The organism is Streptomyces sp. NPDC046197 (genome assembly GCF_040646295.1).
Lineage (GTDB): Bacteria > Actinomycetota > Actinomycetes > Streptomycetales > Streptomycetaceae > Streptomyces.
Genome location: NZ_JBEYZY010000010.1, coordinates 71,812 through 97,066, shown reverse-complemented (window position 1 = coordinate 97,066; position 25,255 = coordinate 71,812). Strand labels below are relative to the sequence as shown.

Sequence of the window (25,255 nt, the reverse complement as noted above, 5' to 3'; positions counted from 1 at the left end):
GCGCTTCAGCCCGGCCCCCTTCCCGGACAGCGAGCACGCTCCGGTTCGCGATGTGCTCCGTTACCGACCTGGCGGCATCACCGCACGACTTTCCTCCCCTGCACCCGGCAGAGCAGTCACGACGGCTCCCCGGCACGATGCCCCCTTCGCGGTCCTCCCCGAGCCGATCCGGCTGACCTCTCTTCAGCGTGCGCCGACCAGGGATTCAGCCTCCCGCTCGTTCAAGGTTCGGCAATGACTGGCGCGGCCGTTGAACCGACCGTGAGCACGGCACGTACCGCGATGGGATCCGTCGTGCGGGGCGATCCGGTTGCTCGTTCTCCGCCACGCCCAGAAGGGTCCGCACTGTCATGACCGTCGTGCGCCCGCGCGACCGTGGGCCACTCCCCACGGGAGGACGCACAGTGAGGAGCACCGCAGTGGCCCGCAAGGACCTGACACAGACGTCGCGTACTGCGCGGCGGGAGCACGCCCGGCACCGGAAGCTGTCGAAGGTGTCACTCGCGCTGATCGGCGGCCCCGTGATTCTCGCCGTCGTCGCGGGGTCGGTGTTCGCGGCGGAAGTCCGTGCCCAGCACCGCCCGCAAAAAAACCAGGCAACCGCCGCGCAGCCCGACGCGGCGGCCCGCAGACCCGATCCCAACTGCACGCTGCTGGTGCCGGACAACCCGCTCAGCGCCCGCGGCCTGGCCACGCCGTACAGACTCGTCGCGACCGACCCGGCGCAGGGACCCTGCCACGAGGCCAACCCCGACCAGTCGGCGTTCGTGGAAGCCGCGATCGTCACCCCGAACGGCAAGCTGACCCTCTACAACCCGTTGGTGATCGACAAGGGAACGAAGCCGGCCGCGCCCACCGCCCGGCCGTCGGTGCCGCGCGGCTCGACCGTGGGTATCTGGTTCGGTTTCAACAACGCCGAGCTGACCTTGCGGGCAAGCGGCCGTCGGGACGGTCCGGCACGGGGCCAGTGTGTCAACGGCCTGCCTGGATCGGTCTTCGGCCAGTTCGCGTACTGCAATGCTCCGGCCTTCTTCCGGGCCGCCAACGCCCAGATCGCCAAGGGGCACCTCAGGATTCCGGCGCTCGGGAGGGCCAAGGACGGCCTGCCCTGCCCGACCACGCGGGACTTCTCCGTCGTGGACCAGGACGGAAGCGACAACGTGGTGACCCACTACCTCGCCGACGCGCACGGCCGTATCGCCCAGAACAACGCCGCGAGCAGGGCCGCACTCAAGGATGGCGCCCGGCTGACCAACCGCGGCGACCAACACCACCGGCACAACGGCGGGGCCAGGTCGGCGACCACCCGCGCCCCGACGGATCTGGCCAACGGCAGCGACAACCTGTTGCTGACCCAGTTCATGGACCCTGCTCTTGGCTGCAAGCCCTTCACCGCGCCCGACCAGTCCGGCGACGGCCGGGCCACGTCCGCCCTCGCGCTGGACGAACTGTCCGCCGCGGCACACCAGAAAGCGCCGATCGCGCTGGTCCCGCGGAACGACCCGATGACGCTCGTCGACGGCCGTAGCAGCGTCGCGAAGACCAACGCGTACCGCACCGGAGTCGACATGCCCGCGGTCGGTGCCGGCGCCGACGGTGACGGAGCGGGCTTCTGCACCACCCTCTTCCGCGATCCGGCCGGCATCCAGCGCGTCTTCAAGGACAAGCCACTCTTCGAGAAGGCGCCCTCGCCGGACCCGGCCATGGCGCCGAACCTCTTCGGTTTCCTCGCGGCACGGGCCAACCAGACGTTCACGAACCTGGGCTGCGATCATCTGCTCGGCGCCGCCGACCCCATCGTCCTCACCACGAACGCGGACGGAGTGGTCACCGACGCCGTGTTGACAGCGCTCGGCCGGACGCCTCCCTCGGCCGCTCCCTCGACCGGCACCTCCCCGTCCACGTCGCCGAGCACACCGTCTGCGTCACCGAGCACCCCGTCGGCCGGCAGGGGCGCAGGTCCGACCGCCACCAACCAGGCCACCGCGCCGACCAGCGCCTCCGCCTCCCCGTCCCCGGCAACACAGCAGCCCCAAGGCCACCGCTACGGCTCCCCGACAGCCACGCCGACCCCCGCGTCCCCCCGCCGCACAGCTCTTGACGGTGCTTCCCTACACCCAGCCCTCCGGTACACCCAACGCCTTCTACACCCGACGGAGTAGTCACGAAGGCTCCCCAGCACGATGACCCCGGGTGTGCCATGGACAAGGCCGTGGGCTGTGATGGCTGATCTTCGCCGAGCCGGAGACGGAGAGCGAGCCGGAGGCGGGCCTCCCTCCGGCGTCCACTCCGCCGTCAGCTCCTGCCGAGCGCGCGCACCGGCCACACCGCTCCCGGCCGCGGCGGCGTCTGCGACGCGCCGCGCCGCCTGTCCCGCGTGAAACCCCGAGTTCGGGCCCCTGATCAGGACGTCTCGCTGCGGGACGGTGATGGACCGGGGCATGATCGAGATCCATGCGGGGGTCATGGATCCATCTGCTGACGCTGCCCTTGCCGAATACCTCATCCATGCAGGTGGGAGCAGCTGTCGCGGGTGTCTGAGCGTCGTGACGCGGTGGACGTCTGCATGCGCCCACGTGAGCACGATCACCGCGACATGATGGGTGGTCGTGCTGCTGCGACTGGCATACCTGGGCGTGACGAACGCGTTCGCGTTGCTGCGACTGCTGCCGATGAGTGACCGGGAGAAGGATGTAGAGATCCTGGCCTTGCGCCACCAGGTCGCCGTGCTCGAGAGGCAACTGAGCGGGCAGCGGCTGCGATTCGACGCGGGTGACCGGGCGCTCCTCGCCGCACCGCTCCACGGTCTGCCGCAAGAGGCGCTTCGGCGGATCCGGTTGCTGGTCCGGCCGGACACGGTGCTGCGCCGGCACCGCGACCTGATCGCCCGACGTCACGCCGCCGCCTCCCGGCCCAAGCGAGGCGGCCGACCGCGTACCGTGCATCCCATCCGAGCACTGGTACTGCGTCTGCCCAGGGAGAACCCGAACCGGGGTTATCGGCGCCCGCACGGCGAACTGCTCCTCCTCGGGGTGAAGGTGGCGGCGTCCACCGTCGGGGAGATCCTCAAGGACGCGGGCATCGACCCAGCGCCGTAGTGAGGGGGACTACCACATGTTGAAGGGGTCCCCGGCTGCCTGCAGGTCCTGATAGCTGACGAAGCGGCATTCTCCCGTCACGCCGTGCACCGAGATGGCGGGAGCGCCGTACAGAAGGTACTTCTTATCCCCGGTCGTCAGGAATTTGACCGACTGATAGCTGAAGAAGAAGAACTCTCCCTTCTGCGCCTTGTACCTGTCCTCCTGGAAAAGGGATACCGGGTGATCCGAGCCCGCGCTCGCTTCCCGAAGGAAGTCGACCGCCAGCTGCTCCGCCTGCTCCATCGTGTACATCAGTTGGTCCTCATCAGCTTGAATGCCTTGAATGCCATGGGGTCGACGAGTCCGGTCTGTACGTCAAGGAAAAGCACCCGACCCTGACGCCGTCCCGGCTGAAGTCGACCTGCTCCAGCACGTCCACACGGTTGTCGGCGACACGCTGTTTGCTCACGCGCCGCCCGAGCGGGTCGTATTGGTAGCGCCACACCGTACCGTCCGGGGTGACGACCTGGGTGAGCCGGTCCTCGGCGTCCCAGCTGTAGCGCCAGGTGTCCGGTTTGCGGGAGAGTCGGGTCTTCTGACGGAGTACCACACGTCCGGCGGCGTCGTGTTCGTAGCGGATCCGGCCGGCGCGCACGATGTCGGCGCCCTGGTAGGCGCGATCGCCGCACCCCTCGTCGCCGAACTGCCGCGCGGGCCAGGCTGCCGACACCTGGTTGCCGAGCGCGTCGTAGGAGTAGGCCTCCGTCCATCCGTCGCCGTTGACCCGGGTAGTCCTGCCCGCGAGGTCCGGTTCGAACTGCCGAAGGCCGTTCAGCTGGTCCTGGATCTTCGTCAGACTGCCGTCGGCACGCCGACCGCCTCCGCGATGAGATCGGGCTCGTGGGCGGCGTCGATCACGAGGACCTGTTCGTCGTCGCCGACGATCCACACGTTGTTCTCCAGATGCACAGGGACGCCGTGCGCCCCGGTCAGGCTGCCGACCGTCACCAGGCGTTCGACGTGGCCGGTCATCGGGACGTCACCGCCGGGAGCCGGCCGCCATGGCGCACCATGCGCGTGATCGGATCGCGTACCTGCGGTTTCATGGAACGCCCCCTTCCCGGCGAAGCCCCCTGCGCCTGTGGACCTAGCAGGGCGCGGCGCGGCAAGTCCGGCACGCCCTGGAGGAACCGCTGGACGGTGACGGCCGACGCCGAACTCTTCGACCGGCAAGATCAACGCCGCGCCGGCTGTCACATCGGGCGAGGACTGGCAGTCTTGAGGGAGGTGCTGCCACCGGCGGGACACGGTGATCGCGGTGTATGCGGGTACCCGTCTGCTTGAGGGTGCCCGGGCCACGCCGGATGCCCCCGCCTGCACGCCGGTCGGCGGCCGCAAAAGCCGTTACCGGGGGCCGGAACGCTTCGGGAGGCCCAGCCACGGACCAGGACACCGCGCAACAACGAGTACCCGCAGGCACTGTGGGGCTGGCCGGGCAGGTGGGGGATGCCTGGACGTCCGCGTGGGACCGGGTCATCGCCTCCGATCCCGGGTTCATCCGGCTGCTGAACGCACTGCGCATCGTCTTGAGCGTGCTGCTGTCCGTCGTCGTGATGACTGCGCTGCACATCCCTCTTCCGCTCCTGGTCACCGGTGCGACGGCGGCGGAGGTCTTCTCGTTCGCCATTTCCGATCCGCACCGGCGCGATCAGGCGATCACGCTGGCTCTGGGACTGCCGACCGGTCTGACCGCGCTGGCTTTCGGAGCCCTACTGGTGCACCACCGATTGGTGAGCGACGTGGTCTGCGTCCTGGTGATCTTCGCGGCCGCCTACGCGCGACGGTTCAGCAGACGGTGCAGCGCGTTGGGCGTCATCGCCTTCCAGATGTTCTTCATCACCCAGTTCGTCAGGCCTCACCCGCAGTGGCTGCCTCAGCTGTGCCTGCTGCTGGTGATCGGTGCGGTCTGCAGCGCGGTGGTGAGGTTCGGGCTCGTCCCGACGTCGTCGCAGGGCACCCTGCAACGCCTGCTTGAGGCGTTCCGCGCGCGACTGGTGCAGCACCTTGAGGCAGTCATCGACCTGGCTCGGCAGAAGCCGGGAACACCCGGCGCCGGACGGGCCGTGCGCCGTCTGCGGCGGCGCACGGCTGCCCTGCATCAGGCAGCACTGATGATCCAGGGCCACTTGGACGACACGATCCGGGAGCACTGCACGGCAGCCCATGTCCAGCGGCGCATCGCCGAGGCGGAAGTCGCCGCCGAACACCTCGCGGTCCTGCTGACAGGGGCGCTCGGCCTGCAGGGGGTCAATCCCGTCGCCAGCGACATCACAGAGCGCACCGGCCGCGTGCCACCGGACGTCTCGGTACCTCTGCGCACGGCCGACGAGCAGGTCATCCACCGTCTCATCGCCGATCTGCACGCGCTGAAAGTGGTCGCCGGGCGGGCTCCCGGCAGCGACCACGGCGTCGGCCTGAAGATCGTGCGGGACCGGCTCCTGGGCTACCGCGACGACGAACGGCTGCCCGACGCGCCCCCTGCCGTGCAGGACGTGTTCCGGGCGATCGGCGACGTCAGCCGAGCCCTGCTCGGCCTGCGCCTGGCACTGACCGGGCCTGACGAGAGCGAGGAGAGTCCGGATGACAGCCCCGAGACCGTGCGCTGCCGGGAGGAGCTGCAAACCGAGGACGCCGTCCTCGACGCCGAGGACGCCCTGAGGGAGAAGTCCGAGGAGGAGGGCGAACCGGCCGGCCTGGAACGCACGACCACCCGCATCGCCGTGCAGGTTTCCCTCGCCTCGGCCCTGGCGATCGTGGGTGGCGAACTGCTGTCGCCGCAGCGCTGGTACTGGGCCGTCTTCACCTGCTGGGTAGTGTTCGTCAACACCTCCTCGGCCGGAGAAATCCTGGTCAAAGGGTCCCGGCGCCTGGTGGGCACCCTGCTCGGCGTCCTGGCCGGAATCGGCTTGGCCGGCCTGGTCGGCAACCAGCCCTGGGCCGCGTTTACGCTGGTCATCCTGTGCCTGTTCGGGACTTTCTACGCGATCTCCTACGCGGTGGTGTCCTTCTTCGTCACCGCGATGATCGGGCTGCTTTACACGCTGTTGCACAGCTTCACCCCGGACCTGCTCGTGATACGGCTGGGCGAGTCCGCGCTGGGGGCCGCCTGCGCGGTCGTGGTGGGCCTGCTGGTGTTGCCGGTGCGGACGCAGGAGCGCACCGAGGAGCAGATCCGCGAAGTGCTCTCACGACTGCGTGAGGTGACCGGCCAGGGTGTGGCCGAGCTCGGCGGCGGTCGCCCCGTCGACCTGCTCCACCGTTCACGGGCCTTGGACAGCGCACTGGCCGATCTGCGGACCACCACTCTGCCGCTGCGCCATCCGATCACCCCCTTGCGCCGTCGCCGGCGGCTCACCCGTTACGTCCTGGGACTGCTGGAGACGGCCGCCTACCACGCCCGCAACCTCGCGGCCATCGCCCAGCCCGCGCCAGGCAGCCGGGGGATCGTGAGCGATGCGCGGCTATCCGAGGCGGCAGGACGCGTAGACCGCAACCTCGGCGCGCTCATCGAGTGCCTGCAGACCAAGGGTGGCTGCCGGGAGCCCCTCGACGCCGAGGCGGGAACCGCCACCGCGCAGAAGGACTCCGAAGCCCCTCACGCCCCCGGATCCGGAAGGCGGACGGCGCCGGAGACGGAGACGGAGACGGAGCAGCAGCGAAACCGGCTCACTCAGGTGGCACTGCGTCATCTGCAGCGGGTGGACGAAGACGTCCTGGGACTCGCCCGCCCGCTCGGCATGGGATTCAAGGAACAGCAGGCCAAGCCGGACACCCGGCCGGCGGAGACAGCTGCCGCGGGCCGGTAGGACGTCGGCGCCCGCGGTGGGCCATCGCGGCGGTGGTTCGGCTGACGAGGCGTCACAGTCCCGGCGGCGCGACGATGCCGGCAGGGGACCTGCGCTCACCAGGCCGATCGGGGCCGGTGACCGGGTGGTGACAGATCCGCCCCGCAGCCGCCGTGGCGTCCGGGCCTGGACGGACGGCTGGCCCGGGAAGCTCCCCCGCGGCAAAGGCAGCACCTGCCATCCGGCCACAGCGGACGGCCGGCGATGTAGAGGTCCGTTATGCGGTCTCGCGCACGATCAATTCGGGATCGAAGACGACGCAGGTCGGTTCGAGGCGCCCCCCTGTGATGTGTTCGTCGAGGATGCGGACCATCTCGGCGGCCATCTGTTCGACCGGCTGGCGGATCGTGGTCAGTGGGGGGCGGCAGGACAGGGCGATGCCGGAGTCGTCGAAACCGATAACCGCGACGTCGTCGGGCACTCGCCTGCCCCGCTCGCGGAGTATCTGGCAGGCACCTTGGGCCATGAGGTCGTTGGCCGCGAACACGCCGTCTACGTCCGGGTGTTCGTCGAGCAGTTGCCCCATGGCCGCGACGCCGCTGTCGAAGGTGAAGCCGCCTTCGGCGACGGGCAGGTACGGATGGCCGTTGCGGGCCATGGTGTCGCGGAACCCGGCAAGTCGCTCCTGGCTCGCGGTCACGGCGAGCGGGCCGGCCACGCTGGCCGGTCTGCGGCAGCCGCGCGCCAGGAGATGCTCCGCAGCGAGCCGTCCGCCGTCGCGGTGGTCCAGGTCCACATAGCTCAGAGGCGTGGGGCGTGCCGGCCTGGCAAACAGCACGGCCGGCAGGTTCGCTTCGGCCAGCAGCGCGGGCAGCGGGTCGTCGGCGTGGGTGGAGACGACGAGCGCGCCGTCGGCCCGGCCCTGCCGCAGGTAGGTCAGCACCTCGTGCCGGTCCTCGGCCGACTCGGCGAACATCAGCACCGGATGCATGGAGCGCGGGCGCAGGAATCCGACGACTCCCGAGACCACCCGTCCGAAGAAGGGATCGGCGAAGGCCCTGGCGGCGAAGGCTTCGTGGGTGTCCTGTGGGGGGTCGCCGGCTCCGCAGATCACGAGCGCGATGGTCTCGGCACGCCGGGTCACCAGAGCGCGGGCGGCCCGGTTGGGTGCGTAGCCGGTCTGTTCGATGGCCTGGCGCACCAGTCGCTGGATCGCCGGGTCCACGTTGCGGACGCCGTTGACGACGCGGGAGACGGTCGCCCGGGACACGCCTGCCTCCCGGGCGACGTCTTCCAGGGTCGGGGCCTGTTTGCTCATGACGGCACCCTAGTGGCAGGCCAGCGACACCGTATAGAGCGCTCTCCGTCTCCCGGGCCGCGCGCTGGCCTGGGTGCGTGTCACGGTGCGAGCTGCTCAATCACGGGGCTGCAGGTCCACCTCCAGTCTCAGGGGCAGGTCTCCCGCCGAGCGGCCCGCCAGCACGAGGTGCGCGCGCCCAGGTCGACCTGGAGCCACTGCGGGTCGCTCCAGTCGCTGGCCCAGCGAGTGCTGAGGTTGCCGTCCACCGCGTTCGCCGCGGTGCGCGGGCAGTCGCCGTAGCTGCCCTGGAAGGACGAGGCCGTGGCGGGCTTGCCGAGCGCAATGTTCGTGCCGTTCACCGCGGGCGGCACCACCTTGATCGAGCGGGTCTCCACGCCGACGTTGCCATGGCCGTCGGTCGCCTTGACGTAGACCTTCCACACGCCGGGCCGGTCGGGCGCTGTGATCTTCAGCCGGCCGCCGCCCAGGTTGGTGGAGGGCAGGGATGCGAGTTGCTTGCTTCCGTCGATGTAGTTGCTGTTGTCGAGGACCTCGTAGCTGATGGGGTCGCCGTCGGGGTCGGTGGCCTGCACGTCCAGGATCAGGTCGCGGCCGGCCTGCACGTTGCCGGCGCCACCCTCGACGCTCAGGTCGGAGATGACGGGCGAGGTGTTGTCGTGCGAGGTGTCCCCTCCGTACGCGCGCTTGACCGCGTAGTAGGAGAGCCGCTTCTGGCCGGCCGGCAGCAGGTTGAACCAGATGCCGCCGAAGTCGTACTCGGTGCCGTAGTGGAACATCGTCGCGCCCAGTGCCACGCCCTTGTGCCCGGTGATGCAGCCCCACGCGCGGGTGTAGGCGTCGGCCTTGGCCTGGTCCGTGGGCTCCTGGGGTACGCCGTTGGCGTCGTGGGGCACCTCCCACTCTCCCGCAGGGCCGGTCTCGGTGACGATGTACGGCTTGGTGTACCCGCCCTGCTGCCAGGCGGACCTGACGTCGCAGACGGCGTCGTAGGAGTTGACGGCGTACAGGTCGAGGTCGGGCGCGTTCTTCTTGAAGTACGGCCAGGCGCCGACCCATGCGTCGGTGGAGGTCACCGGGTGGTTCGGGTCGATGCTGTGGATCCTCTTGGTGATGTCGTCGACGAGGGTGGTGTAGGCGCTGCGTTGTCTTTCCAGCTCGTCGCCGCTGTAACAATTCTGCAGGCCGAGTACGGACTCGTTGCCAACGTCCCACATGAGAACGCCCGGGTTGTCCTTGTAGGTTTGCACCCACTTGGGGAACTCGTCGAGCACCTGGTTCTTGTACGTCGTGTCGGTAATGTAGTTGACGCATCCGCCGGCGCCGGGGCCGCCGCCGGGCTGGAGCCAGAATCCGGCGATGACCTTGATGCCGTGGGTCGCGGCGGAGTCGAACAGCGGCTTGCTGGAGGCGTCAGTGCCCCAGGTGCGGATGGTGTTGACGCCCATGGACTGCAGGTCGGGCATGTACTTGTCCGCGTCGGAGACGGCCGGGCCCCACGTCAGGCCCTTGATCTGGTAGGGCTGTCCGTCCACGGTCAGCTGCCAGTTGCCCTGGGTGCCGGTCACCTTCACGACGCTTCCGGCGGCGTGGGCCGCGGTCGCGGGGAGGGCGGCAAGAACGCCGACGGTCAGGACGCCGGAGGTCAGGGGAGCCAGGAGCCGGCGCGTGCGGATGCGGGTGCGGGATCGGGACATGGTGTCCTCTTCTGGTGTGGGGAGGGAAGGTGGGCGGTCCGGCCGCAGCGGGGCAGGCGAGCGACCGGACCGCCCGGATACGGGGAGGGAGGGGTGCGGCCCGTTCAGGGCAGCTGGTAGTTGGCGTCGAGCGCCGCGCCCGCCTCGGGGTGCGTCTGGTCGTAGCCGCGTGCGTCGCACTGCAGGCCGCCGACGATGCAGTGGTCCACCAGTGCCTTGAGCGTGGCGTCGTCCCAGGCGTTGAAGAAGTCGTAGTGGAAGGAGTAGCTAGGCCCGCTGGCCAGTCCCAATCGGGAGAGGTCCCCGTTGACAGGGAAGGCCATCTTGAACTCGATCATGGGCACGGCCACTGGGTGGTCGGCGGGGCAGACGTTGTCGTTGGTGCCGGGTTTGACCACGGGGTAGGCCATGTGACTCCTGTGGTCGGGGGTGTCGAGGTACTTGCCGTCCCAGCAGCTGGGGGCCTGGAAGCGGATGTTGAGCTGGACGTCGGCCCGGTTTGGGCAGTCGGTGGGGAAGTTGACGTTGAAGTAGCTGTCGCCGCACTCCCAGCCCTCTACGAAGCCGGGGTGGTGGCGGAACTCGTCGGCACTCTGCATCGGGCTGCCCACGACGAACCTCAGCCCCTTGGGGAAGGACCGCACGCTGGTGTAGTCGGTCACGCCGGCCTTGTAGTAGATCGTCTGGGGGCCGACGGGAAGCACCTTCTGGTCGCCGTTGAACAGGGTGGGCATCCAGTAACCCGATTTGTCCCCGGGCGCCTTACACGTGGTGGCTCCCGCGTCCAGGGAGGCCGTGGTGCTGTCTGCGTTCGTCGACGTGTTGCCCATGAACGTGTGGTCGTGGGACTTGCCTGGCTGCCGCGGGTAGACGATCGGGTCGTCCGGGGCGGTGTGCGACACCGAGCAGTTGGCCTGGAACTCGTGGAAGTAGCGGTGCGGCGGATCCTGCGTGGACGGGGTCACCCCGGTGACCGGCGGATTCGCCGGAATGTAACCGTCACCGTGCGGGTCCTCTGACGACGACACGGCCGACACCGCCATGGTGTGACCTTCGTGGACGGCCGCGGACGACACGACGGCTTCGCTCTCGGACGTGGACGCTCCGGCTCTTGCGGCGGCGCCACCCAGGTCGACAGAGGTCAGCAGCAGCGCACCTGCGATCAGCGCGCCTGACAGAATCTTCGATCTCCGTGGCATGGAGACCTCCTGAAGATAGGGGAAGGGGAGGTCGTGCGGTCATGGAGCGGGGAGAGCGCTCTCCCATCCCGGAGTGTCAACGCGGTTACGCCTGAGTGTCAAGCGACCTGCGGACCGGAACGGGATCCCTTATGCCTACCGTCCTCACAGCAACGGCTCGGACCGCAAAGGGAGTTGAGCGACTACTGAGATTCGCCGCGTGATGTCGCTCGCTTCGGCTCCCCGGGCTGCGGTGATGGCCCGGACATGAGGGGCTCGATTCCTGTCATGGACCTCGAGGACACCGGCTGTCGAGCCCGCTACCTGATCAGGGACCGGGACGGGAAGTTCCCCCAGCCGTTCGATGCGGTCCTCCAGGACGCCGGCATCGAGATCGTCCTCGGCGGCATCCGGATACCCCGCATGAATTCGATCACGGAGCGGTGGGTGCAAACCTGCCGCCGAGAACTGCTGGACCGGACACTGATCCGGAACCAGCGCCATCTCCTCCACACCCTGCGCGAGTTCGAGATTTTCCACAACGAGCACAGGCCGCACCAGGGCCTCGCGAACGCCCGCCCTCCGCGTCCCTTGCCCGAACCAATCGACGATCCAGAACGGATCGCACGCCTCGACATACGACGACGCGCGCGGCTCGGCGGCACCCTGCACGATTACGCGCATGCGGCTTGACCAGCATGGATGAGGTATTCGGCAAGAGCAGGGTTCGCCTGCCTGTCGGCCGTCCCCGCACCCGTCCGGCCGCCGTCGCCGGCGATAAGACCTACTCCTCCCGCGTCAACCGAGCTCACCTGCGCAAACGCCGCATCAAGGCCGTCATCCCGGAGAGGAAGGACCAGGCTGCCAACCGCAAGAAGAAGGGCTGTCACGGCGGCCGATCCTCGGCTGAGCTTGATCGGAAACCGATTCCGCGCAGGGTGAGGCGAGAAGGCCGGACCGGGCGAGGAGAGGGATCACGTGGTTCCGTACTGCTGGAGCGACCATGGGTGCGTGCTCGTCGCCGCCGTTGGTCCATCGCAGGTCAGCCACTTCGGCGGCCGGCCGGGGTACCCGGTCGATCTCAGTCCTGAAAACCGTCATGTGCAACGGCAAGCCTTCGATCGCAGCGACATCCTCAACCTCGCCCAGCAAGTTGAGACTGGTGGGAGTCACGTTGAGCTCTTCATCGAGTTCACGGATGAGTGTCTCCTCGGTGCTCTCCCCCGCCTCGGGTTTGCCACCGGGCAGGTAGAAGACCTCTGGAGCGACCTCCTTACTGACCACGAGCAGCCGCCCCTGCTCTACGATCGCCGCTGCCACCACAATGATGGTCGATGGCCGCTGACCACCGTCAGTATTCATCGGTCACACCTTCATGTAGCACACACAAAATTCTGGCTCATCTTGAGCCAAGGGCTCCGCCCAGTCCCTCGGCCAGGCTGGCGAGGCTGTGTCCGCTGGAGAAGACATCGATGTGGGGCAGTGCGGCCTGCATTCCGCGTACCAGCGGTTCGTACGCCGGATCCTCCTTGAGGGGGTTGAGCCACACCACTCGGTGAGCGAGGCGGGACAACCGCAGCATCTGCTGTCCGAGCACCTGCGGGTCACCGAATTCGAGCCCGTCCGAGCAGATGACCACCCACGCCCCTCGGGCGAGCCCACCATGGCCGTATCCGTCGAGGAAGCGCTTGAGGGATTCGCCGATACGCGTGCCGCCGTCCCAGTCGACGACCTCGTCGGAGGCACGTCGCAGTGCTTCGTCCGGCGTGCCCTGCGCCAGCTCGCGGGTCACTCTCGTCAGCCGGGTGGCGAAGCAGAACACCTCCCACCTCCGCCGGGCCCGCACTCCGGCATGGGCGAAGAAGAGCAGCGCACGCGAGTAGGCCGCCATCGAACCGGAGACGTCGAGGAGGAGGATCACCCTGCGCGGGCGACGCCTGCGGACCCGCCAGGTACGCTGCACCGGCTCGGCTCCCGTACGGAAGGAGGCCCGCAGAGTGCGCTGGAAGTCGGGCGATCCCTTGCGGGCGGCCCGGTACCGCCGGGAACGCCGGGTGGCCACCGGCAGGTGCGCGCCGGCCGCGGACAACGCGTGGAGCTCGTCCTCGGTGCAGTCGGCGAAGGACTTCTTCCGCAGCAGCTCGACGTAGCTGGCCATGGCGACCTGCTGGTCGGCGTCCTCGTCGGACGGGTCGGCCAGCCCCGCGGTGTGCGCGGTCCGCCTCAGGGACGGCGCGTCCGGCTGCGGTTCCGGCATGGACACCGACTCGTGACCGCTGAAGAAGGCCCGGAAGACGCGGTCGTAGACCGCGATCTCATCCCGGTCGCTGACCAGGGTGGCCAGGCCCGCCCAGTAGAGTTCCTCGAGTTCGGCCGCGGCGCGGCAGAAGTCGATGATCTGGCCGCTGCCTACGGCCAGGCCCTCCGCACGCAGCACCCGGCAGAAACGGGTGGCGAGCTCTACCGGGTCACTCACCGACGAGCTCATGCAGTCGCGGTTCGACCAGGCGCATGTCGTCCTGGTTCTTGATCGCCCAGCCGAGCGTCAAGCGCCCTGCCTCACCGGTGACGGCCTCGGCTCCCAGCAGTGCGAGCGCGTTGGCCCAGTCGATCGCCTCAGCGCTTCCGGGCCGCTTGATCAGGTCGAGCTCGCGCAGACGCGCCACGGCGGTGACGACCGAACGGGCCAGCGGCTCCGACACGTTCGGGGCCCGCAGCCTTACGATCTCCACCTCCCGCTCGAGCTCGGGGAACTCGATCCACTGGTACATGCACCGCCGTTTGAGTGCGTCGTGCAGCTCCCTGGTGCGGTTGGACGTGAGGATGACCGCGGGCGGCGACGCCGCCCGGATCGTGCCCAGTTCGGGGACGGTCACGGTGAAGTCGGAGAGCACCTCCAGCAGGAAGGCCTCGAACTCGTCGTCGGCCCGATCGATCTCGTCGATCAACAGCACGGCCCGCTTCTCGGCCCGAATGGCCTTCAGCAACGGCCTGGCGAGCAGGAAGTCCGGACCGTACAGCTGCCGTACCCGGTCCTGGGCATCGATCTCCCCGTCCTGCAGGGCGCGGGCGAACAGCAACTGGCGTCCATAGTCCCACTCGTAAAGCGCCTGTGAAGCGTCGATGCCCTCGTAGCACTGCAGGCGTATGAGCTCGGTGTCGAGGACACCGGCGAGTGTCTTGGCGATCTCCGTCTTGCCGACCCCGGCTTCGCCCTCGAGCAGCAGCGGCCGGCCCATCTTGAGGGAGAGCAGGATCGCGGTGGCCAATCCGCGCCCGGCCAGGTAGTCGCGGCCGCGCAGGACGTCCTGCACTTCGTCGACGGTGTCGAACGGAAGACCGGACGGCCCACTGTTTCGGTGCTGCGCGTTGCTCATCGCTGCCCTTCCAGCTGGTGCCGGGGTTGCCGTGACCACCTCGGCCGCGGCAACCCCGGCACCGACTCTGCTCGATTGCTGTGCACTCGCCGCGTTCTTCGGCTAGCCGATCTTGCCCATCAGCCGCAGCACGTAGTCGGGCGTGAGCGGCAGCTTCTCGATGCGGGCTCTGAACGGGGTGAGAGCGTCCGCCACCGCGTTGGCCAGGCTGGCGGGGGCGGCGATCTGACCACCCTCGCCCATGCCCTTGATGCCGCCCACGGTGAAGGGAGACGGCGTCTCGATACTGATCACCTCGATCGGCGGCACGTCGGAGAACGTGGGCACCAGGTAATCCATGTACGTCGTGGTGAGCGGCTGGCCCTCGTCGCTGTAGATCAGGTGCTCGAGCATCGCGCCGCCGAGTCCCTGGACGATCGCGCCGTGCACCTGCGCTTCCACAATCATCGGGTTGATCACCATGCCGCAGTCCTCGACCGCGACGATGCGGTCCAGGGTGACCACGCCGGTGTCGGCGTCCACCTCGCACAGCGACACGATGCAGCCGTTGGCGTAGTTGGCGGGCGGGTCGTAGAACCGGGTGGCCGACAGCAGCGGTTCGCTGTTGCGCACGTCCGAGTCCCAGTGCGCCGCGTAGGCCACGTCGGCCAAGGTCTTGAACCGCGACGGGGAGCCCGCGACGGAGACCTTCCCGTCCTCGATCACCAGGTCCTCGGGGGTGGCCTCGAGCATCTTGCCGGCCACCTGCAGGATCTGCTCGCGGACGTCCGCAGCGGCCCTGGACACGGTGGCACCGCCGATGACGGCGCTGCGGCTGGCGTAGGTGCCGAGCCCGTACGGCGTGTTGGAGGTGTCGCCGTGCAGGACCACGACGTCCTCGATGTCCACCCCGAGGCCGTCGGCGGCGATCTGGGCGAGTGAGGTCTCGTGTCCCTGGCCGTGGCTGGACACGCTGACCGCGACGGTCACCTTGCCCGACGGATCGACGGTGACGGTGGCGTTGTCGTGTGACGGCAGCGGCGTTCCGGCCTGGGCCGAGGATTCGCTGCCCCACGCGGTCTGCTCCACGTAGGAGCTGATGCCCAGACCGATGTAGCGGCCCTGCTTGCGCAACTCCTCCTGCCTCTGGCGGAACGCCGTGTAGTCGACGGCCTCGAGCGCCTTGTCAAGAGACTCCAGGTAGCTGCCGCTGTCGTAGACCTGACCGGTGCACGAGAGGTACGGAAGCTCATCGGAGCGCAGCATGTTGCGACGGCGGAACTCCGCCGGGTCGATGTCGAGGCCGCGCGCGATCTCGTCGATGATGATCTCCCGCGCCGTGTTGGCGGCGGTCCAGCCCACTCCGCGGTACGCAGCGACGGGGCTCTTGTTGGTCAGGAAGGCGCCGACCTCCTCCCGGTAGTTTTCGATCCGGTAGGGGCCGGGCAGCGACTTGGCGGCCAGCGCCGGCTCGATCAGCGCGCTCTCGGTGTTGAACGAGTAGCCTCCGCCGTCACCGACGAACTCTCCGCGGACACCGAGCACCTTGCCGTCGTTGGTGACGGCGACTTCGAGGTTGATCGACTGCTGCTTGGAATGGGTGGCCGCGATCAGGTGCTCGTGCCTGTCCTCGATCCACTTGACCGGACGCCCGAGCTGGGTCGCGATGTAGGGAATGGCGATCTCTTCGGGCACCGTGCACATCTTCTGGCCGAATCCGCCGCCGACCTCGGGTGCGATCACCCGGACCTTGTTCTCGGGCAGGCTGAGCTGGCCGGCGATCACCGAGCGCAGGAAGTGCGGCATCTGGGTCGACGACCAGACGGTCAGCTGCTGGTCGGCCCGGTCGAAGTTGGCCAGCACGCCCCTGGTCTCCATGGGTGCCGCCATGTAGCGGTTGTGGTCGAACCGGCTGCTGAACACGCGGTCGGCCCTGGCGAACGCCTCGTCGACATCGCCATGCGTTTCCGCCTCGCGGTAGATCTCGTTCGTGCCGAGTTCCTCGAACAGCAGCGCGGCGTCCGCCGCGCCGGAAGCCGCCACATGCGGTACCGGTGGCAGCTCCTCGTACTCGACGACAGCACCGAGTGCCTCGGCCGCGTCTTCGGCTGCGTAGCGGTCCGCTGCGAGGACGATCGCCACAGCGTCCCCGACGAAACGGACCTTGTCGATCGCGATGACCGGCTGGGGCGTCCTCAGGAGGTTGTCGAGCGCGACGTGGTCGATCAGCGGCGGCACGTCACGCAGGTCCTCGCCCGTGAACGCGAACACGGTCTTGCCGAGCCCCGGCAGCACGGACTTGTCGATGGAGACGATACGGGCGTGCGGGAGGGGGGAGCGGACGTACACCGCGTGCAGCATCTGGGGCAGTTCAAGATCCGCCACATAGCGGGCCGACCCCGTCAGGTACCGCGGGTCCTCGAGGCGCTTGGCTGGCTTCCCGATCCACTTTCCCTTGCGGATCGCGCGGTTGTCGCTTCCCCATTTCTGGATCGCGAGTTCCCTCAGGTCCAACGTTTCAGACATGTGAGCTCTTCCTCTCGCCGGAATGTGTCGCCATGGCCCTGCTCTGCACCGGGAGAATTGCGATCACGAGGCCGACTTCGCCGTCTTCGCGGCGGCGGCAGCGGCCGCGGTCGACTTGATGATGTTCTGGTAGCCGGTGCACCGGCAGAGGTTCCCGTTCATCCCCTCGCAGATCTGCTCCCGCGTGGGCTCCGGGTTCTCGGCGAGGAAAGCGTGAGCCGTCATCAGCATCCCGGGCGTGCAGTATCCGCACTGCAAGCCGTGGTTGTCGGCGAAAGCCTGCTGGATGTGGTCGAGTTTGCCGTCCGAGGCGAGTCCCTCGACGGTGGTGATTTCCGATCCCTGGGCCTGGACGGCGAACATCAGGCAGGCCCGGACGGCACGGCCGTCGACCAATATGGTGCACGCTCCGCAGACGCCGTGTTCGCACCCGAGTTTGGTGCCGGTGAGGCCGAGGTCGTCACGAAGAACGTCAGCGAGCGTCCTCCGCGGCTCGGCCAGCACCTGATGGGGAATGCCGTTGACGTTCAGCTCCATGATGTGCTTCGAGCTCGTCGTCATGATGAATCTCCTTCGCCTTGGTCGGACAGCACGAGCGGGCTTTGCGCGTTGCGCAGTGTGGTCATGCGGAAGATCCCGCACGCTCCAGTGACCGGGTGATGGCCCGCTTCGTCAGCAGTCCCGCGACATACCGGCGGTAGTCCGCGCTGGCGTGGATGTCGTCGGTCGGCCGCACCGCGGCGGAGGCTTCGCTCACCGCACGTTCCAGCAGGTCACCGTCGATGTCGCTGGCCTTCACGCCAGTGATCAGCTGCTCGACGGCGGTCATCCGGAGGGGGGTGGCAGCCCCGCCGAAAATGGTGATCCGCGCCCTGCTGACGGTGTCACCTTCGAGCGAGACGAGCGCCACCACACCGAGAATGGCAAAGTCGCCATGACGGCGGGTCACTTCCTCGAAGTACCACCCGGTCCGCCCGCTCGGTACGTCGAACTTCACCTCCGTGACGATCTCGTTGGGTTCGAGCGCGGTGGTGAGATACGACTCGAAGAAGTCGTCCGAGGCGATGGTGCGCGTTCCCGAGGCACTGCGGGCGCTCACCTCGCCGCCGACGGTCAGGAACACCGCCGGCATTTCGGCGGCGGGGTCCGCGTGGCAGATGCTTCCGACGACCGTGCCGCGGTTGCGAATTTGCGAGTGGCCGACATGGGAAAGTGCCTCCCGCACCACAGGCAGCACCGAGTGGAGTTGGTCGGAGCGCTCCACGGCGAACTGCCGTGTCCCCGCGCCGATCGCCATGTGATCCGGTTGGACACGGATGTAGTCCAGGCCCTCGATGGAGTTGATGTCCACGAGGTTGTCAGGAGCGGCCAGCCGGAGATTCAGCACGGGAACGAGGCTCTGGCCTCCAGCCAGCACCTTCGAGCCGTCCGGGTCGGAATCGAGGATGCCGACTGCCTCATCGATCGTTCGGCAGGCGTGGTACGTGAACGGAGGTGGCTTCATGGGTGGTGGTCTCCCAGGTCGCGAGCGCTCGGATTCGGAAGCATTCAGGCAAGCTCGTGTTCATCACGGAAACGGGAGTTGCCCGACCGGAATGAGCTGATGACCTGGGAGATTAGTGGCCCGGCCACACTGCATCTTCGGGCGTTCGGCCGAAGCTGGGAAGGTCACTTGTCTGATGTGCACAAGGAATTCGTCCGCCGAGCGTGAGCGGCGTCCCTGTCGCCGCACGCGGCGGCAAAACGAAGTCCCCCGAGCGCACTATCTCGGGGGACTTCGCTCCGGCTTGCTGCGGCCTGCCCCAGCTATCCGGTCGTGCCGGCCCGGTCCGGCAGTTGCTCGGTCGCCCGCAGTACCGCCCGGACGATCTTCTGATAGCCCGTGCAGCGGCACAGGTTCCCGCCCAGCGCCAGCCGGACCTCGTCCTCGTCGGGCGACGGGTTGGCGTCCAGCAGGGCCTTGGCTGATATCACGATGCCCGGTGTGCAGAAGCCGCACTGCACACCGCCTTCGTCCAGTAGCGCCTGCTGGATCGGGTGCGGGCAGGAGGGTTCCGACACACCTTCGATGGTCGTGACCTCCCGCCCATCGGTCTGCAGGGCAAGGTAGGAGCAGGAGTTCACCGGCCGCCCGTCCACAAGCACCATGCACGCGCCGCATTCGGAGTCGTCACACCCCTCCTTCGGCCCGGTCAGACCGATGTCCTCCCGCAGCATGTTCAGCAGCGATCGGTGTGGCTCGACATCCACGGACGTTTCGACGCCGTTGACCCTTACGTTCAGCGGATACTTCATCCTGTACTCCCGGCGGTGACCGTGGGCAGATTGCGGTTGGCGGGAACGGCGATGTCGGTTCCCGCGGCGCGCGCGGCGGCGGCCGCCAGCGCCCGGCTCACGACGACCGAGATCATCGCTCGGCGGTACCGGGCGCTCGCCCGGACATCGGTGATGGGCTGCACGGCCTCGGTCGCGAGCGCCGCCGCGTCGCGGAAGGACGCGCCGTCCGGTTGGAGTCCGCGCAGGAGGTTTTCGGCCTTCCGTGCCCGCACGCACGTGGGTGCTGCCGCGCTCAGTGCGATCCGGGAGTCGGCCACCCGGCCGTCGTCCCCGAGTGTGACCAGTGCGGCCGCGCCGACGACCGCGATCTCCATCGCGCGCCGGTGCTCCAGACGGACATACGCGCTCCCCGTCGCGGGGGGCAGATCCGGCAGGCGCACGGAGGTGAGCAGTTCGTCGGGCTCGGCCGTGGTGCGGCCGGGTCCGGCCAGCAGATCCGCGACCGGCACGGTGCGGGTCCCGCGAAGGCTCAGCAGTTCGACACCGGCCTCGAAGACCAGGAGCGGCGCGCCGGTATCCATGGCGGGCGAGGCGTTCATCAGGTTGCCGCCCAGTGTGCCGCTGTTCCTGGTGGCAGGTGAGCCGACCAGGGCGGAAGCGTCGGCCAGCGCGGACCAGTTGGAACCGATCAGAGGCGATCGTTCGATCCATGCATGCGACGTCAGTGCTCCCAGGCGCAACCCGTCTTCGCTCTCCGCCTGGGAAGCCAGGTCGGTCGCGCCGTGGATGGCGATCAGCACCTCGGGCATCGGGTGTTTGCCGCCTCTGGCGGCCACGACCAGGTCGGTCCCTCCCGCGACCACGCGCGCGCCCTCGTACTCACCCAGCAGCGCGGCGGCCCCCGCTGCGGTGGTGGGTGCGAAATAGCGGCTCATGCCAGCTCTCCTTCGTGCTCGTGAAGTGCCGTCCACACTCGTTCAGCCGTCATGGGCAGGGCGCGGACCCGGGTGCCGGCGGCTGCCGCGATCGCGTTGCCGATCGCCGCGGCGGTGCCGACGACCGGAGGTTCGCCCACCGCCTTCGCACCGTGCGGTCCCCCATGGTCGACCTGGTCCTCCAGCAACTCGACGTTGACTCGGGGAGCGTCAGCGGCGGTGATCAGCTTGTAGCCGAGCAGACCGGGGTTGAGCTGGCGCCCGCCGTCGTACTGGCTGCCCTCCAGCACCGCCATGCCGATGGACTGGATGACCCCGCCCTCGACCTGGCCCTGAGCGCCGAGCGGATTGAGGACGCGGCCGAACTCGTGCACGGCGGTGACTTCGGGCACCGAGACGGTGCCGGTGTCCGGGTCGACGCGGACCCTGGCGATGTGGCAGAAGAAGGAGGGCGCGAGGAAGGCGGAGTACCCGAGCCGGCCCCCACAACCGCTCAGGTCGTGCTCGGGCAGTGCCGGCGGAATGCCCGAGCCGCTGCCGATCAGCAGGGACGACGTCTGCGACGCCGCCGCAACGCTCGCGATCGGCAGCGCTGTGGACGGAACGCCGCGGACGCGGGCGGCCCCGTCCACGAGCTCCAGGTCCTCCTCGGCGACCTCCAGCATCTCGGCCGCCTTGCGCAGGAGCTTTGTGCGGACCTCTCCGGCGGCCTCGATCACCGCCCGCCCATTGTTGAACGTGGTCTGGCTGCCGGCGCTACCCAGGTCGAACGGCCCGGCCTCGGTGTCCTGGTAGACGATGGAGAACTGCTCGGGCCGCATACCGAGTTCTTCGGCGGCGAGCGCGGCCAGGCCCATCACCGAGCCGCTGCCGTTCTCCTGCGCTCCGGTGACGATCGTGCCCGTTCCATCGGCGTTGAGCTTCACGTAGGCACCGGAGCTGGCGGGCAGGCTGAACCACCAGCCAACCGCGATCCCCAGGGCCTCCCCGGGAGCGAGGTCCTTGCCGGGCCACCCGGCGATCTCCGCCGCGCGCTGCAGGCACTCTGCCGCACTCGAGCTGATGAACCGCTGGCCGGTCTGACCGGTGTCGCCGGCCCGGACGAGGTTGCGGCGGCGGAACTCGAACGGATCCAGCCCCACGAGTTTGGCGAGTTCGTCGGTGTGCTGCTCCACCGCCCAGCAGGTCTGCGGCCCGCCGGGGGCGCGGACGCTGCCGGCCGGGGTGCGGTTGGTGTAGACGGTGTGTACCTCGGCGTGCAGGTTCGGTACTCGGTAGGGCCCGGCCACCATCATCAGGCCGATTTCCGTCGCGAACAGTGCGTCCCCGCAGTAGGCGCCGGAGTTCAGCAGCATCCGGGCTCGCCGCGCGGTGATGGTTCCGTCCACCTTGACCCCGGTGGTCAGCTCGATCTTCACCGCGTGCCGCACCTTGTCCGTGGCGACGAACTCCTCGCGGCGCGTGAAGACGAGCCGTACCGGTCGCCGGGCCTGCCTGGCGAGCAGTGCCACATGGGCTTCGAAGTGGAAGTCGCACTTCCCGCCGAACCCGCCGCCGAGGTGCGGAACCACGAGCCGCACGTTGCTCTGCGGGATCTGCAGGGTCTCCGCCACGCCGGCGCGGGCCGGGAACGGCACCTGGCTTGTGCTCCAGATGGTGACCTTGTCCCCTTGCCACTGCGCTACGACGGCGTGCGGCTCGATCGGGACGGCGTGCACCATGTCACTGTCGTAGGTCTCGGTGAGAACGTGGTCCGCCTCGGCGAAGCCCGCATCGACATCCCCCTTGACCGAAGTCATGTGGCCGCAGTCGTTCGGGCCCCGGTCCACGCCGTTTTGCGCCTGGTAGCTCTTCCAGTCCGGATGCACCAGCGGCGAGGAGTTCCCCAGCGCCTCGTTGACGTCGAGGATCGGGTCGAGGTCCTCATAGACCACGCGGATCGCGGCGCAGGCCGCCTCGGCCTGCTCGGGGGTCTCCGCCGCGACGGCGGCCACGATCTCGCCCTCGAAACGGACCACTTCGTGGGCGAACAGCGTCCGGTCCTTGACGAACATGCCGTACCGCACCATCGGGACATCGGCCTGGGTGAGCACGGCATGCACACCCCGCATGGCACGCGCCGCGGAGGTGTCGATGTCCACGATCCGGGCGTGTGACCGCTCGGCGTACAAGAACTTGGCATGCAGCAGTCCGGTGAACGCCAAGTCAGCGGTATACCGGGCTTGACCGGTCACTTTCTCCAGCCCGTCCTTTCGGACGAACGCCTGACCTATGAGCGAGGTCATGCCGAGTGCCTCCTGGCTCGTTTTTGCGGTTCTGGGTACTGCTGGTTGAAAGTCACGGGAGGACCGACTGCCCGAACCTTGATCCGGACCGCGGGCTCACGGAGGTAGGTCAGCGGCACTTCCTCGACATCGACAACTCGTACGCGTGTCGGGTCGGCGCCGGCTTGGATGGCCCGCCCGACGGCGTCGGCCGAGACCTCGTCCACGGCCGCCCGGAGCTGGTCGGGGCGGCTCGCGCAGATCCGTTCCGCGTGCCCGCTGACGGGAGCGATGGCGGCGCCGAGCGCGTTGGCGACCTCGAAGTGCGGTGGCCGGATGACCTCACGGACACCGGAGAAGTGGTCCGGTGCGATGTGGCCGCCCCCGCCGACCACGACCAGCGGGAGATCGTCGGCCCCCAGCCGGACCCGGTCGACGGCCTCGGCGAGCAACCCGTCGCACAGCGCCAAGTGCTGCGCCAGCCTGGTGTGCCACTTGGCCGGAACGGGGCAGGTGGCGATCGCGGCCCGCCCGGCGGCGACGGCCGCATCGGTGATAGTGGGTGTCGGTCCGCCGAAGCAGAGCGCTTCATCAACCAGCGAGCTGCCGACGTTCAGTTGGCCGTTCGCCCACTGCTCAGCCGGGCCCAGCACGACGGAGCCACCGCCGATCGGGATGCTGAGCACGTCCGGCAGCCGGAAGTTGGTGTCGACGCCGCCTATCGAATTGGGCGGCAGCGACTCCCAGGGAAAGCCGTTGACGAGCCGTCCGACCGCGGTCGTGGCGCCACCGATGTCGGCGACGATGGCGTCGGTGACTCCGCTGCTGTGTGCACCGCCACGCATACTGTTCGCCGGGCCGCTGCCGATGGTCAGCACCGGGAACCGCATCGAGTAGTCCAGCGCCATGAGAGTGCCGTCGTTCTGGGTGATGTAGCACTCGGCGTCGAGCCCGTTTCGCTCGACCGCGGTGTGGAACGACCGTCCGACGCCGGCCGCGACGCCGGAGAGAGCAGCGTTGAGAATTGTGGCGTTCTCCCGCTCCACCAGCCCCATGACGCCGATCTCGTGGCTCATCGAGATGGGGATCTCGCCCAGTTCTCGCCGCATGATCTCGGCGGCCCGCAGCTCGTCCGCCGGGTTCACCAGGGAGAACACGGCCGTGATGGCGACGGCTGCAGCACGCGTGCCGACCTCGGACGCGAACGCGACGATCGCCGCCTCGTCGAGCGCCGCGATCGGTTTGCCGTCGAACTCGCATCCCCCGGCGACGGTCGCGCTGCCGGCGTGAACGGCGCGGCGTAGCTCGGGCGGCCACGCCACCATCGGCGGTATCGCGGAAGTAAGCGGGGCGCCGATGCGCAAGACGGCGACATGGCGCAGGCCCGACGCGGTCCGGATCGCGTTCGTCGCGCGCCTGGCGCCCAGCGTGGCGCAGCGGACCCGCGCAGGGTCGACGGCCGGATCGGCGAGCAGCCGTGCGATCCCCTGCTCGACACCGACGCTCAAGTCGTCCGTGGTCGGAACCTTGGCCTTGGCGACCAGCGTTCCCGCGGAGTCGACGACCGCGGCGTCGGTGTTGGTGCCGCCCACGTCGATACCGAGTCGCAGCTCTTCAGTTGCCGTCACCGGTTGCCCCCCGCACGTAGTCCACGTCGTATCCGAACGACCTCGGGCCGACCACCCGCAGGCCCTCTTCGGTTCGCCACACGCCGGGTCCGGGGATGACGACGACACCGACCCGCTGCCCGTAGTGCAACCGCTCGGTACCCACCGGCCGCCCCTCCGCGAGCGTGAGCACGGCGATGATGTCCGGGACCGTGACGAGCACCTCGCCGTCCTCGAGAGCGACCAGCACCTCGTTCTGCAGCTCCAGGCGGAGTCGCCGTCCCGCGCTGGCGCCTGCGCCGTCGACGACAGCGTGACCGTGGCTGAACCCGGCTCCTGTCCGCCGCTGGATCTCGGTGACCCGTCCCTCGATGAGGACACGGCCGGCGGTCTCGTCGGCGAGGGCAGCGGGCCATCCGCCATGGCGGGTTCTCATCATTTCGCCGATCCGGAGCGCCCTGGAGACCGACCCGCGGATCGTGGCCGCCGCCGCGGAGCGGGCGGTCATCGGGTACAGCGCTCCGGCGCAGGTACCACCGAACGTGGCGGTGCAGCTGCGGGCGATGCGTTCGGCGTCCAGGTTCCCGGCCGCGTTGACGACGATGACGTTGTCCCGGCCATCGGTCAGCACGACCGGACTCGCGGCGATGCCGGCAAGATGCATCGCCTGCTGCTGCATTTCGGGGAACGCCCGTCCCATGCCGTCAGCGTCGAGCAGTGGCTTGCCCAGCCGGGACGCCCACATCACCGGCAGCAGGCCGTTCACCCCCGCGATCTCGTAGCACATCATCGCGCGGACCGAGGAGTGGGTGCACCCTTCGACGGCACGCACCAGTTGCGCGCCCTCTTGGCCGTTCCACACCCGCTCCTGAGCGACCGTGGGCGAGCCGATCAGACCGCAGGGCATGATCAGGGTCTCGGGATCAAGGGCGTCGGGATCGACGATCTCGACCGGGCCGCTCTCGGCGATGGCGTGGCGTGCCATGACGAGCCCGATGGCGGTGTCTCCGCCGCCGCCGGCGCTCAGGATCGCGCAGCCCAGCGCGAACGCCTCGATGTTTGCCGTGTCCAACAGCACAGCACCGAACCTAGGGCTCCCACGTCCTGGGGTTCATTGACGTTTGACACAAAAGGCTTCTATGTTTTCGTGCACTTCACCGAGGGAGGTTGCT

Annotated in this window: 20 protein-coding genes and 2 pseudogenes; 5 read left to right on the top strand and 17 right to left on the bottom strand. The window is 68.7% G+C overall.

What is annotated here, in order from left to right:
- The first annotated feature begins 404 nt into the window (after positions 1-404).
- Positions 405-2,162 (top strand): hypothetical protein, encoded by a 1,758-nt coding sequence (locus tag AB0A61_RS16400; RefSeq protein WP_361292148.1) that lies wholly within the window; start codon positions 405-407, stop codon positions 2,160-2,162.
- Positions 2,163-2,609: 447 nt separating this feature from the next.
- Positions 2,610-3,095 (top strand): annotated as a pseudogene (locus tag AB0A61_RS16395) (integrase); the annotation flags it as partial.
- Positions 3,096-3,107: 12 nt separating this feature from the next.
- On the opposite strand, the gene AB0A61_RS16390 reads toward AB0A61_RS16395, so the two are convergent.
- From AB0A61_RS16390 to AB0A61_RS16380, 3 genes are read right to left on the bottom strand one after another with little or no spacing between them, the layout of a single operon-like run.
- Positions 3,108-3,392 (bottom strand): hypothetical protein, encoded by a 285-nt coding sequence (locus AB0A61_RS16390; protein WP_361292146.1) that lies wholly within the window; start codon positions 3,390-3,392, stop codon positions 3,108-3,110.
- Between the two features lie 13 nt (positions 3,393-3,405).
- A complete protein-coding gene (locus tag AB0A61_RS16385; RefSeq protein WP_361292432.1) occupies positions 3,406-3,915 on the bottom strand; it encodes an RHS repeat domain-containing protein in 510 nt (169 codons plus the stop codon).
- A gap of 17 nt (positions 3,916-3,932) precedes the next feature.
- The gene (locus AB0A61_RS16380; protein WP_361292144.1) at positions 3,933-4,112 is read right to left on the bottom strand and encodes a hypothetical protein; all 180 of its coding nucleotides are present in this window, start codon (positions 4,110-4,112) and stop codon (positions 3,933-3,935) included.
- Between the two features lie 467 nt (positions 4,113-4,579).
- On the opposite strand from AB0A61_RS16380, the gene AB0A61_RS16375 reads away from it, so the two are divergent.
- Positions 4,580-6,946, top strand: a complete 2,367-nt coding sequence (locus tag AB0A61_RS16375) for an FUSC family protein (protein ID WP_361292142.1) — start codon at positions 4,580-4,582, stop codon at positions 6,944-6,946.
- A 256-nt stretch (positions 6,947-7,202) separates the two neighbouring features.
- On the opposite strand, the gene AB0A61_RS16370 is transcribed toward AB0A61_RS16375, so the two are convergent.
- The 3 genes from AB0A61_RS16370 to AB0A61_RS16360 form a co-directional block, all read right to left on the bottom strand.
- Complete coding sequence (locus AB0A61_RS16370; protein WP_361292140.1) at positions 7,203-8,243, bottom strand: LacI family DNA-binding transcriptional regulator; 1,041 nt, start codon at positions 8,241-8,243, stop codon at positions 7,203-7,205.
- A 128-nt stretch (positions 8,244-8,371) separates the two neighbouring features.
- Positions 8,372-9,940, bottom strand: coding sequence for a discoidin domain-containing protein (locus AB0A61_RS16365; protein WP_361292138.1), 1,569 nt, complete (start codon positions 9,938-9,940; stop codon positions 8,372-8,374).
- Positions 9,941-10,044: 104 nt separating this feature from the next.
- The gene (locus AB0A61_RS16360) at positions 10,045-11,139 is read right to left on the bottom strand and encodes a DUF1996 domain-containing protein (RefSeq protein WP_361292136.1); all 1,095 of its coding nucleotides are present in this window, start codon (positions 11,137-11,139) and stop codon (positions 10,045-10,047) included.
- Between the two features lie 267 nt (positions 11,140-11,406).
- Between AB0A61_RS16360 and AB0A61_RS16355 the strand changes: the two genes are divergently transcribed.
- Both AB0A61_RS16355 and AB0A61_RS16350 read left to right on the top strand, forming a co-directional pair.
- The gene (locus AB0A61_RS16355; RefSeq protein ID WP_361292134.1) at positions 11,407-11,811 is read left to right on the top strand and encodes an integrase core domain-containing protein; all 405 of its coding nucleotides are present in this window, start codon (positions 11,407-11,409) and stop codon (positions 11,809-11,811) included.
- Positions 11,812-11,858: 47 nt separating this feature from the next.
- Positions 11,859-12,017, top strand: a pseudogene (locus AB0A61_RS16350) (IS5/IS1182 family transposase); the annotation flags it as partial.
- On the opposite strand, the gene AB0A61_RS16345 reads toward AB0A61_RS16350, so the two are convergent.
- The 11 genes from AB0A61_RS16345 to AB0A61_RS16295 form a co-directional block, all read right to left on the bottom strand.
- The gene (locus tag AB0A61_RS16345; RefSeq protein ID WP_361292132.1) at positions 11,956-12,480 is read right to left on the bottom strand and encodes an NUDIX domain-containing protein; all 525 of its coding nucleotides are present in this window, start codon (positions 12,478-12,480) and stop codon (positions 11,956-11,958) included. The pseudogene AB0A61_RS16350 and the gene AB0A61_RS16345 overlap by 62 nt on opposite strands.
- A gap of 37 nt (positions 12,481-12,517) precedes the next feature.
- Positions 12,518-13,594: a VWA domain-containing protein gene (locus AB0A61_RS16340; RefSeq protein WP_361292130.1), complete on the bottom strand. Its 1,077-nt coding sequence runs from the start codon at positions 13,592-13,594 to the stop codon at positions 12,518-12,520.
- Complete coding sequence (locus tag AB0A61_RS16335) at positions 13,587-14,495, bottom strand: MoxR family ATPase (RefSeq protein ID WP_361292128.1); 909 nt, start codon at positions 14,493-14,495, stop codon at positions 13,587-13,589. Before AB0A61_RS16335 ends, AB0A61_RS16340 begins: the two co-directional genes overlap by 8 nt.
- Positions 14,496-14,597: 102 nt before the next feature.
- The gene (locus tag AB0A61_RS16330; protein ID WP_361292126.1) at positions 14,598-17,000 is read right to left on the bottom strand and encodes a xanthine dehydrogenase family protein molybdopterin-binding subunit; all 2,403 of its coding nucleotides are present in this window, start codon (positions 16,998-17,000) and stop codon (positions 14,598-14,600) included.
- A 63-nt stretch (positions 17,001-17,063) separates the two neighbouring features.
- The gene (locus tag AB0A61_RS16325; protein WP_361292124.1) at positions 17,064-17,561 is read right to left on the bottom strand and encodes a (2Fe-2S)-binding protein; all 498 of its coding nucleotides are present in this window, start codon (positions 17,559-17,561) and stop codon (positions 17,064-17,066) included.
- A 61-nt stretch (positions 17,562-17,622) separates the two neighbouring features.
- Positions 17,623-18,504, bottom strand: coding sequence for a xanthine dehydrogenase family protein subunit M (locus AB0A61_RS16320; RefSeq protein ID WP_361292122.1), 882 nt, complete (start codon positions 18,502-18,504; stop codon positions 17,623-17,625).
- 302 nt (positions 18,505-18,806) lie between these two features.
- Entirely contained in the window at positions 18,807-19,295 is a 489-nt protein-coding gene (locus AB0A61_RS16315; protein WP_361292120.1) for a (2Fe-2S)-binding protein, read from the bottom strand.
- Positions 19,292-20,212, bottom strand: coding sequence for an FAD binding domain-containing protein (locus AB0A61_RS16310; RefSeq protein ID WP_361292118.1), 921 nt, complete (start codon positions 20,210-20,212; stop codon positions 19,292-19,294). The genes AB0A61_RS16315 and AB0A61_RS16310 overlap by 4 nt, the downstream gene beginning before the upstream one ends.
- Entirely contained in the window at positions 20,209-22,497 is a 2,289-nt protein-coding gene (locus AB0A61_RS16305; protein WP_361292116.1) for a xanthine dehydrogenase family protein molybdopterin-binding subunit, read from the bottom strand. The genes AB0A61_RS16310 and AB0A61_RS16305 overlap by 4 nt, the downstream gene beginning before the upstream one ends.
- Entirely contained in the window at positions 22,494-24,104 is a 1,611-nt protein-coding gene (locus tag AB0A61_RS16300; protein ID WP_361292114.1) for a hydantoinase/oxoprolinase family protein, read from the bottom strand. The genes AB0A61_RS16305 and AB0A61_RS16300 overlap by 4 nt, the downstream gene beginning before the upstream one ends.
- On the bottom strand, positions 24,091-25,161 hold the full coding sequence (locus AB0A61_RS16295; RefSeq protein ID WP_361292112.1) for a DUF917 domain-containing protein: 1,071 nt from the start codon (positions 25,159-25,161) through the stop codon (positions 24,091-24,093). The genes AB0A61_RS16300 and AB0A61_RS16295 overlap by 14 nt, the downstream gene beginning before the upstream one ends.
- Positions 25,162-25,255 lie beyond the last annotated feature (94 nt).

What these genes read in the sequence shown, in the direction of transcription:
- AB0A61_RS16345 (WP_361292132.1), bottom strand. Translation starts at nt 12,480, where the DNA reads ATGAATACTGACGGTGGTCAGCGGCCATCGACCATCATTGTGGTGGCA.
- AB0A61_RS16305 (WP_361292116.1), bottom strand. Translation starts at nt 22,497, where the DNA reads ATGACCTCGCTCATAGGTCAGGCGTTCGTCCGAAAGGACGGGCTGGAG.
- AB0A61_RS16310 (WP_361292118.1), bottom strand. Translation starts at nt 20,212, where the DNA reads ATGAGCCGCTATTTCGCACCCACCACCGCAGCGGGGGCCGCCGCGCTG.
- AB0A61_RS16365 (WP_361292138.1), bottom strand. Translation starts at nt 9,940, where the DNA reads ATGTCCCGATCCCGCACCCGCATCCGCACGCGCCGGCTCCTGGCTCCC.
- AB0A61_RS16380 (WP_361292144.1), bottom strand. Translation starts at nt 4,112, where the DNA reads ATGACCGGCCACGTCGAACGCCTGGTGACGGTCGGCAGCCTGACCGGG.
- AB0A61_RS16360 (WP_361292136.1), bottom strand. Translation starts at nt 11,139, where the DNA reads ATGCCACGGAGATCGAAGATTCTGTCAGGCGCGCTGATCGCAGGTGCG.
- AB0A61_RS16330 (WP_361292126.1), bottom strand. Translation starts at nt 17,000, where the DNA reads ATGTCTGAAACGTTGGACCTGAGGGAACTCGCGATCCAGAAATGGGGA.
- AB0A61_RS16390 (WP_361292146.1), bottom strand. Translation starts at nt 3,392, where the DNA reads ATGTACACGATGGAGCAGGCGGAGCAGCTGGCGGTCGACTTCCTTCGG.
- AB0A61_RS16335 (WP_361292128.1), bottom strand. Translation starts at nt 14,495, where the DNA reads ATGAGCAACGCGCAGCACCGAAACAGTGGGCCGTCCGGTCTTCCGTTC.
- AB0A61_RS16315 (WP_361292120.1), bottom strand. Translation starts at nt 19,295, where the DNA reads ATGAAGTATCCGCTGAACGTAAGGGTCAACGGCGTCGAAACGTCCGTG.
- AB0A61_RS16355 (WP_361292134.1), top strand. Translation starts at nt 11,407, where the DNA reads ATGGACCTCGAGGACACCGGCTGTCGAGCCCGCTACCTGATCAGGGAC.
- AB0A61_RS16320 (WP_361292122.1), bottom strand. Translation starts at nt 18,504, where the DNA reads ATGAAGCCACCTCCGTTCACGTACCACGCCTGCCGAACGATCGATGAG.
- AB0A61_RS16370 (WP_361292140.1), bottom strand. Translation starts at nt 8,243, where the DNA reads ATGAGCAAACAGGCCCCGACCCTGGAAGACGTCGCCCGGGAGGCAGGC.
- AB0A61_RS16325 (WP_361292124.1), bottom strand. Translation starts at nt 17,561, where the DNA reads ATGACGACGAGCTCGAAGCACATCATGGAGCTGAACGTCAACGGCATT.